The 18,531-nt window shown below is 67.5% G+C and carries 13 protein-coding genes, 1 pseudogene and 1 riboswitch; of the genes and pseudogenes, 10 read left to right on the top strand and 4 right to left on the bottom strand.

The window, feature by feature from the left end; translation table 11 throughout:
- Window positions 1-89: 89 nt before the first annotated feature.
- The 3 genes from ACAW63_RS17430 to ACAW63_RS17420 are packed head-to-tail and all read left to right on the top strand — an operon-like array spanning window position 90 to window position 4,638.
- Window positions 90-2,723: a TonB-dependent receptor domain-containing protein gene (locus ACAW63_RS17430; RefSeq protein ID WP_371227205.1), complete on the top strand. Its 2,634-nt coding sequence runs from the start codon at window positions 90-92 to the stop codon at window positions 2,721-2,723.
- A 56-nt stretch (window positions 2,724-2,779) separates the two neighbouring features.
- Complete coding sequence (locus ACAW63_RS17425; protein WP_371227203.1) at window positions 2,780-3,793, top strand: ABC transporter substrate-binding protein; 1,014 nt, start codon at window positions 2,780-2,782, stop codon at window positions 3,791-3,793.
- Entirely contained in the window at window positions 3,790-4,638 is an 849-nt protein-coding gene (locus ACAW63_RS17420; RefSeq protein ID WP_371227201.1) for an ABC transporter permease, read from the top strand. Before ACAW63_RS17425 ends, ACAW63_RS17420 begins: the two co-directional genes overlap by 4 nt.
- A 72-nt stretch (window positions 4,639-4,710) precedes the next feature.
- On the opposite strand, the pseudogene ACAW63_RS17415 reads toward ACAW63_RS17420, so the two are convergent.
- The 3 genes and pseudogenes from ACAW63_RS17415 to ACAW63_RS17405 form a co-directional block, all read right to left on the bottom strand.
- A pseudogene (locus ACAW63_RS17415) lies at window positions 4,711-4,855 on the bottom strand (ABC transporter substrate-binding protein); the annotation flags it as partial.
- Window positions 4,856-5,031: 176 nt separating this feature from the next.
- Complete coding sequence (locus ACAW63_RS17410; protein WP_371234698.1) at window positions 5,032-5,274, bottom strand: hypothetical protein; 243 nt, start codon at window positions 5,272-5,274, stop codon at window positions 5,032-5,034.
- A gap of 83 nt (window positions 5,275-5,357) precedes the next feature.
- On the bottom strand, window positions 5,358-6,266 hold the full coding sequence (locus ACAW63_RS17405) for an alpha/beta hydrolase (protein WP_371227199.1): 909 nt from the start codon (window positions 6,264-6,266) through the stop codon (window positions 5,358-5,360).
- Between the two features lie 329 nt (window positions 6,267-6,595).
- Window positions 6,596-6,694: riboswitch (guanidine-I (ykkC/yxkD leader) on the top strand.
- A 59-nt stretch (window positions 6,695-6,753) separates the two neighbouring features.
- Here ACAW63_RS17405 and ACAW63_RS17400 point away from each other — a divergent pair.
- From ACAW63_RS17400 to atzF, 7 genes are all read left to right on the top strand, one after another.
- A complete protein-coding gene (locus tag ACAW63_RS17400; RefSeq protein WP_371227197.1) occupies window positions 6,754-7,818 on the top strand; it encodes a putative urea ABC transporter substrate-binding protein in 1,065 nt (354 codons plus the stop codon).
- Window positions 7,819-7,931: 113 nt separating this feature from the next.
- Window positions 7,932-8,747, top strand: a complete 816-nt coding sequence (locus ACAW63_RS17395) for an ABC transporter permease (protein WP_371227195.1) — start codon at window positions 7,932-7,934, stop codon at window positions 8,745-8,747.
- Window positions 8,744-9,547, top strand: a complete 804-nt coding sequence (locus tag ACAW63_RS17390; protein WP_371227192.1) for an ABC transporter ATP-binding protein — start codon at window positions 8,744-8,746, stop codon at window positions 9,545-9,547. Before ACAW63_RS17395 ends, ACAW63_RS17390 begins: the two co-directional genes overlap by 4 nt.
- Window positions 9,548-9,557: 10 nt before the next feature.
- On the top strand, window positions 9,558-10,277 hold the full coding sequence (locus tag ACAW63_RS17385) for an urea amidolyase associated protein UAAP1 (RefSeq protein WP_371227190.1): 720 nt from the start codon (window positions 9,558-9,560) through the stop codon (window positions 10,275-10,277).
- 12 nt (window positions 10,278-10,289) lie between these two features.
- Entirely contained in the window at window positions 10,290-10,925 is a 636-nt protein-coding gene (locus ACAW63_RS17380; protein ID WP_371227188.1) for an urea amidolyase associated protein UAAP2, read from the top strand.
- Window positions 10,926-11,169: 244 nt separating this feature from the next.
- Window positions 11,170-14,838, top strand: a complete 3,669-nt coding sequence (gene uca, locus ACAW63_RS17375; protein WP_371227186.1) for an urea carboxylase — start codon at window positions 11,170-11,172, stop codon at window positions 14,836-14,838.
- A gap of 212 nt (window positions 14,839-15,050) precedes the next feature.
- A complete protein-coding gene (gene atzF, locus ACAW63_RS17370; RefSeq protein WP_371227184.1) occupies window positions 15,051-16,859 on the top strand; it encodes an allophanate hydrolase in 1,809 nt (602 codons plus the stop codon).
- Window positions 16,860-17,114: 255 nt separating this feature from the next.
- Here atzF and ACAW63_RS17365 read toward each other — a convergent pair whose 3' ends face one another.
- Entirely contained in the window at window positions 17,115-18,494 is a 1,380-nt protein-coding gene (locus tag ACAW63_RS17365; RefSeq protein ID WP_371227182.1) for a cytosine permease, read from the bottom strand.
- Window positions 18,495-18,531: the final 37 nt, after the last annotated feature.

Below are 18,531 nucleotides of genomic sequence, written 5' to 3'. Positions count from 1 at the left end.
CATAACCAATCGATCTGCAAGGTTCCCGCGGGCCGTTGCACACAGATGACGTAAGCGCCGCCCTTTGCGGCGCATCCTCTGGGGGAGTCATGTCGCGTCATTCCATTTTCACTCGCAAGGCCGGGGCCTTCGCCCTGGGTTCGCTCGCCGCCCTGTTCCTCGGTTCGGCCCTGGCCGCCGGGCCGTCGCAGGCCTACCACATCGCCGCCGGGCCGCTGGACGAGGTGCTGCTGTCGATCAGCCGGCAGAGCGGCCAGGTGATCTCCTTCACCCCGGACGTGGGTCGCTACTCCTCGGCGGCGGTCGACGGCACCTATTCCGCGCGACAGGCGGTGGACGCGGCGCTGCGCGGCACCGGCCTGCAGCTGCAGGTCAGCGAGGACGGCGCCTTCGTCGTCCGCAAGGCGGCGGGCGGCGCTCAACGCGCCAGCGGCGCGGCGACGGAATCGGCCGTGCCGACCCTGGACCGCGTGGTCGCCATCGGCACCCGTCGCCAGGGCGCCACCGCGCTGACCAGCAGCGCGCCGGTGGACGTGATCGACGCCAGCGAGCTGGTGCAGACCGGCGCCACCAGCCTGAACCAGGCGCTGTTCCAGTTGCTGCCCTCGTTCAACTTCCCGCAGAACCAGAGCGCCACCCGCGGCCAGGACCCCAAGGGTGCATCGCTGCGCGGGCTGTCGCCGGACCAGACCCTGGTGCTGGTCAACGGCAAGCGCCGGCATGCCTCGGCGGTGGTGAACATCTCCGGCGGCGTGCCCTTCATCGGCGCGCAATCGGTGGACTTGGACATGATCCCCATCAGCGCCATCGACCACGTCGAAGTGCTGCGCGACGGCGCGTCGGCGCAGTACGGTTCCGACGCCATAGCCGGGGTCATCAACATCGTCCTGAAGGAGCGCGACAGTGGCGGCCAGGCCAACGCGCAACTGGGCAAGTACAGCCAGGGCGACGGCTTCGGCAAGTCCGCCGACGGCTGGTACGGCCTGGCGCTGCCCGGGGACGGCTTCCTCACCCTGAGCTTCAACGGGCTGAACAACAAGCCCGACGACATCGGCGAGACGTACTACGCCGACGGCCAGCGGCAGGACCCGCGCTGGGGCGGCGCGAGCCGGGAGAAGTTCAACCTGGCGGCCAACGGCGAGGTCGGCCTGAGCGACGCTTGGCGTCTCTACAGCTTCGGCACCTTCGGCCGCGACACCTCGTACAACAACACGCCGCCGCTGCTCGCCAGCAGCCCCAACAACGTGCCGGAGATCTACCCCAACGGCACCATCCCGCAGTACCGCTACCACTACGAGGACGCCTCGCTGACCCTCGGCTCGCGCTACGACGACGAAGCCCTAGGGCGCTTCGACCTGTCCGCCACCTATGGCCGCGACCGGCATACCGAGCGCGCCTCGGACACCGTCAACCCGAGCTACGGCGTGGCCAGCCCGACCAGCTTCGACGTCGCCACGCTGACCAACGAGCAGACCAATCTCAACTTCGACTACAGCCGCGACGTCCCCGTGGACTGGGCGTTCAAGCCGCTGACGCTGTCCGCCGGCCTGGCCTGGCGCGACGAGCGCTATCGCCTGGAGGACGGCGACTTCGCCTCCTACTCCTTCGGCGGCATCGATGGCGTGCAGGTCGGCGCGGTGCAGGCCTCGGGGCTGACCCCGGACGACGCCGCCACCTATACCCGCCAGGTCCGCGGCCTCTACCTGGGCCTGGAGAACCAGCTGACCGAGCGCTTCCAGTTCGGCCTCGCCGCCCGTACCGAGCACTACTCGGACTTCGGCGACACCACCACCGGCAAGCTCTCCGCGCGCTACGAACTGACCCCGCAACTGGGCCTGCGCGCGACCATCAACAACGCCTACCGCGCGCCCACCCTCGGGCAGATCGGCACCTCCTGGACCACCACCACCAACGTCGGCGCCGACGGCAACCCGGTGCTGACGCGCATGCTGCCCGTGGACAACCCGGCGGCGCGCGCCCTGGGCGCACAGCCACTCAAGCCGGAGAAGTCCGACAACTACTCCCTGGGCGTGGTGTGGCGGCCCAGCGAGCAGGCGTCGCTGACCGTGGACGCCTACCAGATCGATATCCGCGACCGCATCCTCTACAGCGGCGGCATCTTCGGCCCCGAGGCCGAGCGCATCCTCACCGAGGCGGGCTACGGCCAGTACAGCTGGGCGCAGTTCATGACCAACGCCGCCGACACCCGCACCCGCGGCGTGGACGTGGTCGGCAAGTACAACCTGGAGCTGGGGGCCTACGGCAACCTGGCGCTCTCCGCCGGCTACACCAAGACCCGCACGCGGGTGCAGAAGATCCACGAGAATCCCAACGGCTTCGTCACCGTCACCCGCGAATCCGAGGGCTACCTGGAACATGGCTACCCCGAAGACAAGCTGGTGCTCGGCGCCGTGCACAGCGTCGGCCCCTGGACCTTCAGCCTCTATGAAACCCGCTTCGGCCGCTACCGCAAGTACGCCGCCGACGCCAGCGCGTCGCAGTACGACCAGACCTTCTCCGCGCAGTGGGTCACCGACCTCGACCTGAACTACGCGTTCAACCGCAGCCTGAAGGTCTCGGTGGGCGCCAACAACCTCTTCGACAGCCGCCCGGACAAGTACAACGACCAGCTGCGCCAGACCCCGGCCCAGCAATACAGCTACCTGTCGCCGGCCGCGCCGGAAGGCACCTTCTACTACACCAAGCTCAGCTACGACTTCTGACCGCAACGGGCGTGCCCTGGCACGCCCGCACCTTCACCTGCACGAGGAAACCCTGCATGCAATCGTTCAAACGCTGGTTCGGCGGCGCCGCCCTCGCCCTCGGCCTGCTGGCCGCCGGGGCCCAGGCCGCCGACGAGAGAGCCCCCATTCATTTCGGCGAACTCACCTGGGAAAGCGGCAGCCTGATCACCGAGGTGCTGCGCCTGCTGGTGGAACAGGGCTACGGCTACCCCACCGACACCCTGCCCGGCAGCACCGTCAGCCTGGAAGCGGCCCTGGCGCGCAACGACGTCCAGGTCATCGGCGAGGAATGGGCCGGGCGCAGCCCCGCCTGGGTCAAGGCGCAGGCCGAGGGCAAGGTGTTCGGCCTGGGCGACACGGTGAAGCACGCCGACGAGGGTTGGTGGGTACCCGAATACGTGATCAAGGGCGATGCGGCGCGCGGCATCGCCCCGCTGGCGCCGGACCTGCGCTCGGTGGCCGACCTGCCGCGCTACCACGAGGTGTTCCGCGACCCCGAAGCGCCGGACAAGGGCCGCTTCCTCAACAGCCCCACCGGCTGGACCTCGGAAATCGTCAATTCGCAGAAGCTCAAGGCCTATGGCCTGGAGAACAGCTACGTGAACTTCCGCAGCGGCTCGGGCGCGGCGCTGGACGCCGAAATCGCCTCGTCGATCCGCCGTGGCAAGCCAGTGCTGTTCTACTACTGGTCGCCGACCCCGCTGATGGGCCGCTACAAGCTGGTGCGCCTGGAAGAACCGCCGTTCGACGCCGAGGCCTGGAAGACCCTGAGCGATGCGAAGAACCCCAACCCGCGCGGCACCCGTTCGATGCCGGCGCGGCTGTCGGTGGGCGTCTCGGCCGCCTTCCACCGGGACTACCCGGAACTGGTCGCGGTGTTCGAGAAAGTCGACTTCCCCATCGGCCTGCTCAACGCCTCCCTGGCGAAGATGAGCGAGACGCGCCAGCCGCCGCGCGAAGCCGCCCGTGACTTCCTCAGGGCCAACCCGCAAGTCTGGCACCCCTGGGTCAGCGACGACGTGCGCAGCAAGGTCGAGGCCGCGCTGTGAGTTCGAGCTTTCCCCAGGGGCTGCACCACTCAATCGCCGCGCCGGTGAACCAGTGGGTGGACAGCCTGGTGCTGAACTACGGCGACCAGTTGCGGCAGCTGTCCGACAGCCTGCTGCACCTGGTGACGCTGCTGGAGGGCCTGCTGCGCCTGCCACCCTGGTGGCTGCTGCTGGCGCTGCTCGGGTTGCTCGCCTGGCACGCCGGGCGCAGCTGGAAGCGCGCGCTACTGCTGGTGGCGCTGCTGTTCCTGATCGGCGTGGTCGGGCTCTGGGACAAGCTGTTGCAGACCTGCGCCCTGGTGCTGGTCGCCACCGGCCTGTGCGTGCTGATCGGCGTGCCGCTGGGCGTGCTGCTGGCGTACCGACCGCTCGCCCGCCGCGTGCTGATGCCGCTGCTGGACGTCATGCAGACGCTGCCCAGCTTCGTCTACCTGATCCCGGTGCTGATGCTCTTCGGCCTGGGCAAGGTGCCGGCGATCTTCGCCACGCTGATCTACGCCCTGCCGCCGCTGGTCCGCCTTACCGACCTGGGCCTGCGCCAGGTTGACCCGTCGGTGCGCGAAGCCGCGCGCTGCCTGGGCGCCAGCCGCTGGCAGCGGCTGCGCCACGTGGAGCTGCCGCTGGCGCTGCCGAGCCTGATGGCCGGGCTGAACCAGACGGTGATGATGGCGCTGTCGATGGTGGTGGTCGCTTCGATGATCGGCGCGCGCGGCCTGGGCGAGGATGTGCTGGTGGGCATCCAGACCCTCGATGTCGGGCGCGGCGTGGAGGCAGGTCTGGCGATCGTCGCGCTGGCCGTGGTGATCGACCGGGTGACGCAGGGTTACGGACGGGCGGCCCGCTAGCGAGCCATGGGAAGGATTCCTCCGGCAATCGTCACTCGGGACTGGCTGAGGATGGGTCGATCAAAGGTGTGGTCAGTTGCTCGCGACGTCCGGCTGCCACACCTGCACCGCGCGGGCATCCACCGGCTTGGGCTGCAGGCCCTCGGCAAGCGTCGGCGATGCGCTGCTGCACGTCGTAGCTGCGGCGCGCGTTGGCCTGCTCGGCGGTGGCGACATCCGGGTCCAGCTGGGCTGTGCCCTGACCGGGTTGGCAGTGCATCTGATGCCGAAACACCTGTCGATGATTGAGGTGGTGAGTAGGAGGTATGGAGCGGTGGCTGCCTCTGAACAACGGCAGCCAACAGCCAGGAGCGGACATATACCGACGCGGCCCTGGACGAGGCCTGACCGGACTCAGATTTGCCGCGCGCGTAGCTTTCGCCATTCGCTCCAACAGTCCTCCGCGACAATATCCGCATAACCGCGTTTGCCTTCCGTCTCGAGCGCAGCGCTGAAGGGGACGGCGATGCAAGCCGCCCGGTCGCGAATAGTACAAAGCTCGTCTTCTGTGAGCGGGGAGCGTTTTCTGCTCTCGGCGGCGGTGAGTAGGACCACCAACGGGGGAACAAAAACGAGGCATAGTGGATCGGCCGGCATCATAGAACTCCGCAGTTATCGACTGACCATATCGGCCGTGCTTGGGCAGAGTAGATGCATTTACCCGGTCATGGCAGGCGCGCTCAAGGCGACAGGAATTTACGAATCGCCTGGATCGTCTGAGCAGGCGCCTCCTCCATCAGCCAGTGCCCTGCGCCGGCCACCACCACTTCGGTGACGTTATCGGCAGCATTGCGCATGACGATGGCTTCGTTGGCGCCGAAGGACTTCTCACCGCCGACCGCAAGCACCGGCATCGTCAGGCGCGTCTTGTTCGACGCTTCGTTGTCCACGGCATCCTGACGGATGCTGCGGAACTGGGAGAAGGCGGCGTGCATCGCGCCAGGACGGGCGTAAAGTTTCGCGTAATGCTCGCGAGTGGCTTCGTCCACCTTGTGGGGATCGCCGGCGAAATCATTCCAGAAACGATCCAGATAGATCCGCTCGCGCCCGGCCACCAGTCGCTCCATATCGGCGCCGCCGAAGTCGAAGTGCCAGAGCAGCGGGGAACGGACGATGTCATTCCAGGGCGGGATTCCGGGGACCGGAGCGTCCATGACCACCAGCCGCTCGGTCCGCTGCGGATAACGCGCCGCATAGGCGTAGGCCACCATGGTGCCGATGTCATGGCCGATGACCACCGAATGTTCGATACCCAGCGAAGCCAACACGGCGCGGACATCGCCCGCCTGGGTCTTCTTGTCGTAGCCGCCGGCCGGGATCGATGACAAGCCCATGCCGCGCAGGTCCGGGACCACGACGGTGTGGTCCTTGGCCAGATCCCTGGCCAGCGGAGCCCACATGTCGCCGGTATCGCCAAACCCATGGAGGAGCACCACGGCCGGCCCGGCCCCACCGACGCGCACGTGAAGGGTTGCGCCCTCTACCGCAACGTCCTGGGTACGAAAGGAGGTTGGGAACGCTACTACCCCGGCCAGGGCCGGAATGCTCAGGGTCACCAGCAGCGAAGCGCTCAGCAGGGTGCGAATCATCGTGGCATCTCCGGGGTGTCGACTGATGGAGCGTAGTTCGCTTTGCGACGCCTACACGGGATTGCTCTGACGTCCTGAACCGCTACGGGAGCTGAGCGCCAGTGAGTGAGCTGTCCGGGCGCTCGGACACTCAATGCAGCCACCCATGCACCAGAAAGCAGCGCAATGCCTCTTTCAGGAGCGCTGATCAGAGGAAAAGGCTCTTCGCAATCCACCTGGATGCATTGCAACCGCGCTGGAATGGCGGTTTTCCGGAGTTGGCACGGCATTCGCTTTTACCGATGCGTGCAGGAGTCATCCGGACCACCGGAAAGCGGCACCACAATCTGACAATGGATGACTAGGGTTCCGGCTCGCGCAGCGAGCGGCTGGTCCGAGAGTCATCGACCTCCAGCGAGGTTACACGGCGGGACAAAAGCCCGGGAGACGAGAGCGCCATTGTGCCGCCCGACTCCTGCCCGCCCGACAACCGACCTGGAGATTGTCCATGCGCAAGCCCCTTCTGACCGCTCTGCTCGCCGCCGGTCTCGCCGCTTTCAGTCTCGGCGCCAGCGCCGCCGCGAAGAACAGCTTCAACCTCTGCTGGACCATCTACGCCGGCTGGATGCCATGGGAATACGCGGCCAGCCACGGCATCGTCGACAAGTGGGCGAAGAAGTACGGCATCGAGATCAAGGTCACCCAGCTCAACGACTACATCGAGTCGATCAACCAGTACACCGCCGGCCAGTTCGACGGCTGCACCATGACCAACATGGACGCCCTGACCATTCCCGCGGCCGGCGGCGTCGATTCCACCGCGCTGATCGTCAGCGACTTCTCCAACGGCAACGATGGCATCGTGCTCAAGGGCGAAGGCAAATCCCTGGCCGACCTCAAGGGCATGAACGTCAACCTGGTGGAACTCTCGGTCTCCCACTACCTGCTCGCCCGCGCGCTGGAAAACGCCCGCCTGACCGAGAAGGACGTGAAGACGGTGAATACCTCCGACGCCGACATCGCCGCTGCCTTCAACACCGAGGAGGTGCAGGCGGTGACCACCTGGAACCCGATGCTCGCCGAAGCCCGTGCCAAGCCGGGCACCACCGAGGTGTTCAACTCCAGCCAGATCCCCGGCGAGATCATGGACATGATGGTGGTCAACAGCGCCGTGCTGAAGGACAACCCGGCGCTGGGCAAGGCGCTGACCGGCGCCTGGTTCGAAACCGTCGCGCTGATGCAGGGCGACAGCGCCGAGACCCGCGCCGCGCTGGAGCACATGGCCAAGGCCTCGGGCACCGATCTCGCCGGCTACCAGAGCCAGCTGGCCACCACCAGGCTATTTGCCACGCCGCAGGAGGCCCTGGCCTTCGCCACCAGCCCGAAGCTGCCGGCGACCATGGACAAGGTCGCGGCCTTCTCCTTCGCCCACGGGCTGCTCGGCGAAGGCGCCAAGAGCGCCGAAGCGATCGGCATGAGCTTCGCCAAGGGCATCGCCACCGGCGATGCACAGAACCTAAAGCTGCGCTTCGACCCGACCTACGTGCAGATGGCGGCTGACGGCAAGCTCTGACGCTCTTCGTAGGAGCGAGCTTGCTCGCGAACCGCACGGCGCCTTAGCACCAAGCGAAACGCCGTTCGCGAGCAAGCTCGCCCCTACAGGTTATCGACCAACAGGTACGAAGCATGCGCCTGATCAACCGAACCCCCGACCGCAGCGGCCGCCTGTTCCTGGTGCTGCTGCCCTTCGCCCTGCTGCTGTTCGCCTACTTCACCGGGTCGGCGTCACGGCTGGCGGAGAACCCCCACGACAAGCTGCTGCCCAGCGCCGCGCAGATGGCCGACGCGGTGAACCGCCTGGCCTTGAGCGAAGACAAGCGCACCGGCGACGTGCTGTTCTGGCAGGACACCGGCGCCAGCCTGCAACGCCTGGGTCTGGGCCTCTCCATCGCCGCCCTGCTCGGGCTGGTGCTGGGCATCGCCGCCGGCAGCGTGCCGCTGTTCGGCGCACCGCTCTCGCCACTGCTCACCGTGCTGTCGATGATCCCGCCGCTGGCGATCCTGCCGGTGCTGTTCATCGTCTTCGGCCTGGGCGAGTTGTCCAAGGTGGTGCTGATCGTCATCGGCGTCGCCCCCTGCATCGCCCGCGACATCGAACAGCGCGCCCGGGAAATCCCCCGCGAACTGCTGATCAAGGCGCAGACCCTGGGCGCCAGCACCTGGACGCTGATCCTGCGCGTGGTGCTGCCGCAGCTGCTGCCGCGCCTGCTGATCTCCCTGCGCCTGATGCTCGGCTCGACCTGGCTGTTCCTCATCGCCGCCGAAGCCATCGCCTCCACCGACGGCCTGGGCTACCGCATCTTCCTGGTGCGCCGCTACCTGGCCATGGACGTGATCCTGCCCTACGTAGGGTGGATCACCGCGCTGGCCTGGTTGATGGACTGGGCGCTGCGCGCGCTCACCCGCCGCGCCTTCCCCTGGTACGAAGGAGGCAAGGCATGAGCTTCATTTCCGTGAAGAATATCTGGCAGGAATACGACGGCAACGTGGTGCTCGAACGCCTCAACCTCGAGGTGAACGAAGGCGAGTTCTGCACCCTGGTCGGCGCCTCCGGCTGCGGCAAGTCCACCTTCCTGCGCCTGCTGCTCGGCCAGGAGCGCCCCAGCCGCGGCGAGCTGCTGCTCGAAGGCCAGCCGCTGCCGGGCGAACCCGACCCCAGCCGGGGCGTGGTGTTCCAGCGCTACTCGGTATTCCCGCACCTGTCCGTGCTGGACAACGTCGCCCTCGGCCTGGAACTGCCGCACTCGCCACTGCTCGGCCGGCTGCTGGGCGGTGCCAAGCGCGAGGCCCGCGAAAAGGCCGCCGCCCTGCTCCAGCGCGTCGGCCTCGGCCATGCGCTCAAGCACTACCCAAGCGCCCTCTCCGGCGGCATGCAGCAGCGCCTGGCCATCGCCCAGGCGCTGGTGATGAAGCCCCGCGTGCTGCTCCTCGACGAACCCTTCGGCGCCCTCGATCCCGGCATCCGCAAGGACATGCACGCCCTGCTGCTGGAGCTGTGGCAGGAAACCCGGCTCACCGTGTTCATGGTCACCCACGACCTGGCCGAGGGCTTCAGCCTGGGCACCCGCCTGCTGGTCTTCGACAAGGTCCGCCACGACCCGCAGGCGCCGAGTGCCTACGGCGCCCGCATCACCTACGACATCCCGCTCAACGCCGACCGCAAGGCCGCCCGCGCCGCCCTGCCCGAACCGCTCGCCGCGCGCCTGGAAACGGCCGCGCCGCTGCTCACGCCGGCCTACTGAGGAATCCCACATGAATGACCTGCGCACCACTCTCTACGAAGAAACCGTCCCCGGCGGCGGCCACACCTCCTTCGTCCTCAAGCGCGGCCAGGTTCTACGCCTGACCGACCTGGAAGGCGGCGGCAACGCCAGCATCCTGCTGTTCAACGCCGCCGAGAAAAGCGAGCGGCTGAACCTGCCCGACACTCTCAAGTGCCAGCACACCGCCAGGCTCACCGCCGGCCATTGCCTGTACTCGGACATGGGCCGCGTGCTCGCCGCCATCACCGCCGACAGCTGCGGCTGGCACGACAGCTTCGGCGGCGTGCTGAACGCCGCCGAGGTGCAGGAAAAATACGGCCAGGGCCGCTACCAGGAACTGCGCAACGGCTTCCATCGCAACGGCGCAGATAACCTGCTGGTGGAAATGGGCAAATGGGACATGCGCCTGCAGGACCTATTGATGTGCCTGAACCTGTTCAGCCGCGTGGACGTCGACGCCGACGGCTGCTTCCACTTCGCCCAGGGCAACTCCAGGGCCGGCGACTTCGTCGAACTCTATGCGCCAATGGACACCCTCGTGGTGCTCACCGCCCTGCAACACCCCATGGACCCGACCCCGCACTACGCGCCCAAGCCCATCGGGCTGACCTGGCAGCAGGTCGCGTCCGACGGCATCAGCGTGCTCTGCCGCACCTCGCGCGCGGAGAACGGCCGCGGCTTCCACAACACCGAACGCCTGTTCATCTGAAGGAGCGCGAACATGCCCATCGTCCCCAGCGACAAACACCCCGAAGCCTGCGTCTCGCGCACCCTGATTCCCGCTGGCGAGCCCAGCCTCACCGAATTGAAAGCCGGGCAGACCCTGCGCATCCTCGACCTGGAAGGCAACCAGGCGGTGGACACGCTGTTCTTCAGCGCCGCCAACCCGCGCGAGCGCTATGACGTGCAGCGCACCCTGCGCAAACAGGGGCGGGTCTACCTCAGCGCCGGCAGCGTGCTCTGGTCCAACCTCGGCAACCCGATGCTGACAATCGTCGCCGACACCTGCGGCCGCCACGACACCCTCGGCGGCGCCTGCGCCCAGGAGAGCAACACCGTGCGCTACGCCCTGGACAAGCGCTACATGCACAGCTGCCGCGACAACTTCCTGCGCGCCAGCCTGCAGGACGGTCGCCTGACCAAGGCCGACATCAGCCACAACATCAACTTCTTCATGAACGTACCGGTCACCGCCGAAGGCGGCCTGACCTTCGAGGACGGCATCTCCGGTGCCGGCAAGTACGTCGAGCTGCTCGCGCACATGGACGTCATCGTCCTGATCTCCAACTGCCCGCAGCTCAACAACCCCTGCAACGGCTGGAACCCGACCCCGGCGGAGCTGCTGGTATGGGACTGACCGCGCGCCTGCGCCAGTGGTTGTTCACGCTCTGCCAGAGCCGCAGCGCCCAGTGCAGCCCGACGCTGCGGGACACCAGTACGTGTAGGAGCGAGCTTGCTCGCGAACAGACTCCGCCCCAGCTCCGGAGTTAAGCGGGTTCGCGAGCAAGCTCGCTCCTACGCAAAGCGCTTCAGCGCCACGGACGACCGTGGCGCGCACCGAATGACGGCGGGACGGCCCGCCACCCCATGGGGACTTCCTCATGTTCGACAAGCTCCTGATCGCCAACCGCGGCGCCATCGCCTGCCGCATCCTGCGCACTCTTCGCGAGTTGCGCATCGGCGGCGTGACCGTCTACTCCGAAGCCGACGCCGCCAGCTTGCACATCCAGCAGTCCGACCAGGCCATCAGCCTCGGCGATGGCCCGGCCTCCAGCACCTACCTGGTGGTGGAGAAAATCCTCGCAGCCGCCCGCGACAGCGGCGCCCAGGCGATCCACCCCGGCTACGGCTTCCTCTCCGAGAACGCCGCCTTCGCCGAAGCCTGCGAAGCCGCCGGCATCGCCTTCGTCGGCCCGACGCCGGAACAGCTGCGCCTGTTCGGCCTCAAGCACACCGCCCGCGCGCTGGCCCGCGAACAAGGCGTGCCGATGCTCGAAGGCACCGACCTGCTGCCCGACCTGGAAGCCGCGTTGCTCGCCGGCGAACAGGTCGGTTACCCGGTGATGCTCAAGAGCACCGCTGGCGGCGGCGGCATCGGTATGCGCGTGTGCCGCTCGGCGGACGAACTGTGCGACGCCTTCGATGCGGTGAAGCGCCTGGGGCAGAACAACTTCAGCGACTCCGGCGTGTTCATCGAGAAGTACATCCAGCGCGCCCGCCACCTGGAAGTGCAGGTGTTCGGCGACGGCCAGGGCGAGGTGATCGCCCTCGGCGTGCGCGACTGCTCGGTACAGCGGCGCAACCAGAAGGTGCTGGAAGAAACCCCCGCCCCCAACCTGCCCGCTGGCATGGCCGAGCAGCTCTGCGCGGCGGCGATCCAGCTAGCCAGAGCCGTCCGCTACCGCAGCGCCGGCACCGTGGAATTCGTCTACGACAGCGAGGCGCAGCGCTTCTACTTCCTCGAAGTGAACACGCGCCTGCAGGTGGAACACGGTGTAACCGAACAGGTGTGGGGCGTCGACCTGGTGCGCTGGATGATCGAGCTGGCCGCCGGCGACCTGCCGCCGCTGGCCGAAATCGTTGCCGAGCTGAAACCCAGCGGCCACGCCATCCAGGCGCGTCTCTATGCGGAAGACCCCGGCCGCGACTTCCAGCCCTGCCCCGGCCTGCTCACCGCGGTGCAGTTCCCGGCGGCGGATGGCAAGGCGCTGCGCATCGACACCTGGGTCGAGGCCGGCTGCGAGATTCCGCCCTGGTTCGACCCGATGATCGCCAAGCTCATCGCCTGGGCGCCGAGCCGCGAGCAGGCCAGCGCCGGCCTCGATCGTGCGCTCGCCGAGAGCCTGCTTTACGGCGTTGAGTGCAACCGCGACTACCTGCGGCAGATTCTCGCAGACGCACCCTTCGCCAGCGGCTCGCCGTGGACGCGCTGCCTGGAAGGCCTGCGCTATCGCGCCCATACCTTCGAAGTGCTCAGCGCCGGTACCCAGACCAGCGTGCAGGACTACCCCGGCCGCCTCGGCTACTGGGCCGTGGGAGTGCCGCCGTCCGGGCCGATGGACGACCGCGCGCTGCGCCTGGGCAACGCCCTGCTGGGCAATCCCGAAGGCGCTGCCGCGCTGGAAATCACCATGAGCGGCCCGAGCCTGCGCTTCAACACCGACGCCGTGGTGGCCGTCACCGGCGCGGCGTTGCCGATCAGCCTTGATGGCGTCGAGCAGCCGATGGACACGTCGCTGTTCGTAGCCACCGGGTCCACGCTCAGCCTCGGCACGGTCGGCGGCGCCGGCGCGCGCAGCTACCTGTGCCTGCGCGGCGGCGTGCAGGTGCCGGACTACCTGGGCAGCAGGAGCACCTTCACCCTCGGCCAGTTCGGCGGCCACGGCGGCCGCGCCCTGCGGGCCGGCGACGTACTGCATCTCGCGGAGCTGGCCGACGACAGCCACGGCGCCAGCCTGCCGCCCGAGCTGCGCACCGATCTGCCAGCCGTGCGGCAAATCCGCGTGATCTATGGACCCCATGGCGCGCCGGAATATTTCACTCCGGCCTACATCGACACCTTCTTCGCCACCGACTGGGAAGTGCACTTCAACTCCAGCCGCACCGGCGTGCGCCTGATCGGCCCGAAGCCGGAATGGGTCCGCGAGAGCGGCGGCGAGGCCGGCCTGCACCCGTCGAACATCCACGACAACCCCTACGCCATCGGCGCGGTGGACTTCACCGGCGACATGCCGGTGATCCTCGGCCCGGACGGCCCGAGCCTGGGTGGCTTCGTCTGCCCGGCGACTGTGATCGAGGCCGATCTCTGGCGGCTCGGCCAGCTCAAGGCGGGGGACAGGGTGCGGTTCGTGCCTGTATCCATTTCCGAAGCTCGTGAACTGGCAGCTCTTCGTAGGACCGAGGGGGGCGCCCCAGCCCTTGCTCGCGAACAGAGTTCTGCCTGGCACCCCGGTGACATGCGGTTCGCGAGCAAGCTCGCTCCTACAGTTGCACAGCCCCGCCCCGCTGCCGCCGAACTCCCCTCCCCCATCGTCCTGGACCTCGGCCAGGACGACACCCGCCTGGTCGCCCGTCTCTCCGGCGACACCCATCTGCTGCTGGAAATCGGCCAGCCCGAGCTGGACCTGGTCCTGCGCTTCCGCGCCCACGCGCTGATGCAGGCGCTGGAAGCGAAAGAGCTCGACGGCGTAATCGACCTCACCCCCGGCATCCGCTCGCTGCAGGTGCACTACCAGCCGGAAACCCTGCCACTGAACGTGCTGCTGGAAACCGTCGCCGGCCTGTGGGATGCCGTGTGCGCCGCCCAGGACCTCAAGGTGCCGTCACGGATCGTCCACCTGCCGCTGTCCTGGGACGACCCGTCCTGCCAGTTGGCCATCGAGAAGTACATGACCACCGTGCGCAAGGACGCACCCTGGTGCCCGAGCAACCTGGAGTTCATCCGCCGCATCAACGAACTGCCGGACCTGGAAGCCGTATACCGCACCGTGTTCGAGGCCAGCTACCTGGTGATGGGCCTGGGTGACGTCTACCTCGGCGCGCCGGTGGCCACGCCGCTGGACCCGCGCCACCGTCTGGTCACCACCAAGTACAACCCGGCGCGCACCTGGACCGCGGAAAACTCCGTGGGCATCGGCGGCGCGTACCTGTGCGTCTACGGCATGGAAGGCCCCGGCGGTTACCAGTTCGTCGGCCGCACCCTGCAGATGTGGAACCGCTACCGCGAAGTCGCTGCGTTCAACGGCAAGCCCTGGCTGCTGCGCTTCTTCGACCAGATCCGCTTCTACCCGGTGTCGGCGGACGAACTGCTGCGCATCCGCCGCGACTTCCCGCTGGGCCGCTACCCCCTGCGCATCGAGGAAAGCGAACTGCGCCTGGCCGACTACCAGCAGTTCCTCGCCGAGGAAGCCGACAGCATCGCTGCCTTCCGCGGCCACCAGCGGGCCGCCTTCGATGCCGAGCGCGAACGCTGGATCGCTTCCGGCCAGGCGCACTTCGAGAGCGAGGAAGCCGCCGTCGACAGCAGCGAGGACGCCCCGCTCGGCGCCGGCCAGCACGCCATCGAAAGCCATATCGCCGGCAACCTCTGGCAGGTGCAGGTGGAGGCCGGCGCCAGCGTGAAGGCCGGCGACATCCTGGTGATCCTCGAATCCATGAAGATGGAAATCCCCCTCACCGCCCCGCGCGACGGCGTGGTGCGCGAAGTGCGCGTGCAGCCCGGCTCGCCGGTGCGTGCCGGGCAGCGGGTGGTGGTGATGGAGGAGGCGTGAGCTGACACCGCAGATGTTGCGAAGCCCCCCTCTCCCTAACCCTCTCCTTGAAGGGAGAGGGGACTGTTCGGAGCGGGGTTGAAGCATTGATTCATCCTGGAACCACGGCCTGTCCGTGGTTCGAACCCGACACCGCGCCGGACGCTCTTCCCCCTCTCCCTTCAGGGAGAGGGCCGGGGAGAGGGTATCCGCCCAGCACAGGAATCCCGACCATGCCCACCACCTTCGACCTCCGCCTCGCCACCCTGCGCACCGCCTACCGCGAAGGCCGCACCACGCCGCGCCAGTTGATCGCCGAGTTGCGCAACAAGGCCGCCGCGCTGAACCCCGACTACCACCTGTTCATCCACCTGCTGGCGCCGGACGAACTGGAGCCCTACCTCGCCGCGCTGGACAACCAATCCCCAGACAGCCTGCCGCTCTACGGCATCCCCTTCGCCATCAAGGACAACATCGACCTTGCCGGCATCCCCACCACCGCCGCCTGCCCCGCCTTTGCCTACACGCCGAAGACCTCGGCGACGCTGGTGCAGCAGCTGATCGACCTGGGCGCCATCCCGCTGGGCAAGACCAATCTCGACCAGTTCGCCACCGGTCTCAACGGCACCCGCTCGCCCTACGGCGAATGCCGTAACAGCGTGCTGCCGGAATACCCGTCCGGCGGCTCCAGCGCCGGCTCCTCGCTGGCCGTGGCGCTGGGCGTGGCGAGCTTCGCCCTGGGCACCGACACCGCCGGCTCCGGCCGTGTGCCGGCGGCGCTCAACGGCCTGTTGGGGCTCAAGCCGAGCAAGGGCCTGCTGTCCAACCACGGCCTGGTGCCGGCCTGCCGCACCCTGGACTGCATCACCTACTTCACCGCCAGCGCCGCCGAGGCCAGCGAGCTGCTGGGCCTCACCGCCCGGCTCGACCCGAGGGACGGCTACAGCCGCGCCAATCCCGCCTGGAACGACGCCGGCGCCTTCGGTGCGCCCCGGCCCTTCCGCTTCGGCGTTCCGCGCGCCGACCAGCTGGAGTTCTTCGGCTGCCATGAAGGCCCGGTGTTGTTCACCGACGCCATCGACCAGCTCAAGGCTCTCGGCGGCGAGGCCCGGGAAATCGACTTCGCGCCTTTCCTCGAAGCCGCGCGCCTGCTCTACGAAGGCCCCTGGGTGGCCGAGCGCTACAGCGTGGCCGGCGAGCTGATCGAACGCGACCCACAGGCGGTGCTGCCGGTGATCCGCGACGTGCTGGCCAAGGCGCCCGGCGCCACCGCCGTGCAGGCCTTCCGTGCGCAGTACCGGCTGCAGGAGCTAAAGGCGCAGTGCGACGCGATCCTCGCCGACCTCGACTGCGTGCTCACCCCCACCATCGGCCGCCCGGTGACGCTGGAGGAGCTTCACGCCGAACCGGTGAAGCGCAATTCCGAGCTGGGTTACTACACCAACTTCATGAACCTGCTGGACTACGCCGCCGTCGCCGTGCCCAGCGCGATCATGGACAACGGCCTGCCCTGGGGCGTGACGCTGTTCGGCCGCGCCTTCACCGACCAGTACCTGCTCGGCATCGCCGACGCACTGCAGCGCCGGCACAACCTGCCGCTCACCGGTGGTAACCCGGTCTGCCCCGCCTCTTCCGCCAACCCTGCGCGCAATGACCGCGCGCGCCTGGTGGTGTGCGGCGCGCACCTCGACGGCCTGGCGCTGAACGGGCAACTGCGCCAGCGCGGCGCTCGCCTGCTGCGCGCCACTCGCAGCGCGCCGGCCTACAAGCTCTACGCCCTCGCCGGCGGCCCGCCTCTGCGCCCCGGCATGCTGCGCGTGGCCGAAGGCGGCGTGGCCATCGAAGTGGAAGTCTGGGAACTGCCCAGCGCCGAGCTGGGTTCCTTCCTCACCGGCATCCCCGCGCCCCTGGGGCTGGGCAAGGTGCAGCTGGAGGATGGCAGCTGGGAAACCGGCTTCATCTGCGACGCCTGGGGACTGGATGACGCCGAGGACATTAGCCGCTTCGGTGGCTGGCGGGCGTGGTTAACAAGCCGCGGATAACGCCGCGACCGCTCTCGACGTTTCGAGGCCGCCGCCCGCGAGTCGCTGCCAGGATCAGCGGTTCGATCGATTGTTGCGCCGGCTCTGGCCAGGCCGGCGCCGGCTGACAGGGAGTCAATGGCGGCCCCATCCAGACGTCTGGAGCCCCATGGACGACCCACGGCCTGCCATGGTCCGAACGAACCTGGCAGAAGCAGTCCATGGACAAGCTGCCACCGGCTTCGTCATCTCCGTCTCCCGCCTGCCAGGCTGGAGTCAGTCCGGAACAGGAGATTGAAATTGATGCGGCTTGATCGAGGGCTGGCTGTTCACCATGCAGTACAGCGCCCCTGCGAGTACCAGACCCACCACCCAACTGATGTCCGCCCCCAGCCAGTCCGCTACGAAGCCGGTGTAGAACGAAAGCTTCATGAATGGGATAGTGCCGATGATCGAGACGGCATAGACCATTAGCGTGCGGCGATTGAAGCGCCCGTATCGCCCTTGGGGATCGTACAGCTCGCCCACCTCATAGTGACCGCGACACACCCAGTAGTAGTCAGCCAGGTTGATCGCACTCCAGGGGATCAGCAGGTAGAGCTGTCCAATCAGAATGTCGGCAAAGAAGGTGTCAAAGTGATACTGGGTGGCGATGGCGATCAGGGTTGCGGCTACGGTCAGCACGGCCATCACCAGCGCCTTTGCAGAAGCGGTGACGTATCGCAGCCCGCCAAAGGCTCCGAAGATCGTCACCGAAGACATGTAGGCGCTGTACAGGCAGAGCACGTTGTACTGGATCACCCCGAGGGCAATCACGCCCAACGCCAATGGCGCCCAGGGGCCGAACAGCGTGGCAATCGCGGTTGCGGGATCATGCCCAAGCGCTGCCGGGATAGCGACGGCCAGCAGAGCGCCCAGGGCCATCATGGCGAAAGAGCCCAGCGCGCAGCCGCAGTAGGTTGTCCAGAACGTGGCGCGAGTGCTGACATTGGCCGGAAGGTAACGCGAGTAATCCGCGACGTAGGGGCCGTAACCCAAGGTCCAGGACGCCGCCTGCGCGACAACCAGGTTGAAGGCAATCAGCGAAAAGCCCGCGCCCGTTGCCGTTGTCGATATCGCATCGCCGGGGTGCAACAGGATCAATGCCAGTGCGCTGGCGAATACCAGTGTCGACATCAGGCTCATCCACGCCCCCAGACGGTGGATCAGCTCATAGCCTACGAAGCCGATGATGAAGGTCAGAATGCCCACCACCACGATGGCCTGGTCATCGCTGATGGGTAGCAGTGCCTTCAAGGCATCGCGCATCAGGACGCCACTGGCGGCCAGGAACAGCACCGCCGCCGTGACCATCACCAGCAAGGGAATCGCAGCGCCGTAGACGCCGAATTGCGCGCGGCTCTGAATCATCTGCGGGACGCCCAGATGCGGGCCCTGGGCGGAGTGGGCGGCCATGAAGATGGTGCCGACGAGATTGCCGATCAGCAGGCCGAGCAATGTCCAGGCGAAGCTCAGCCCTGAAGCGATGCCCAACATGCCGACGAACAGAGCGGTCACTTGGAAATTCGAGCTGAACCAGATAGTGAACAACCGCCTGGGTGTGCCATAGCGCTCAGAGTGAGGAACGAACTCAATACTTCGCTTTTCAAGCTTCACGACCGCCTCCTGATTTATCCCGGCGATTATCAGGTGA

This window comes from Pseudomonas sp. QE6, assembly GCF_041379005.1.
Lineage (GTDB): Bacteria > Pseudomonadota > Gammaproteobacteria > Pseudomonadales > Pseudomonadaceae > Pseudomonas.
Note: the sequence above shows the minus strand (reverse complement) of the source record. Positions and strands in the feature narration are given on the sequence as shown.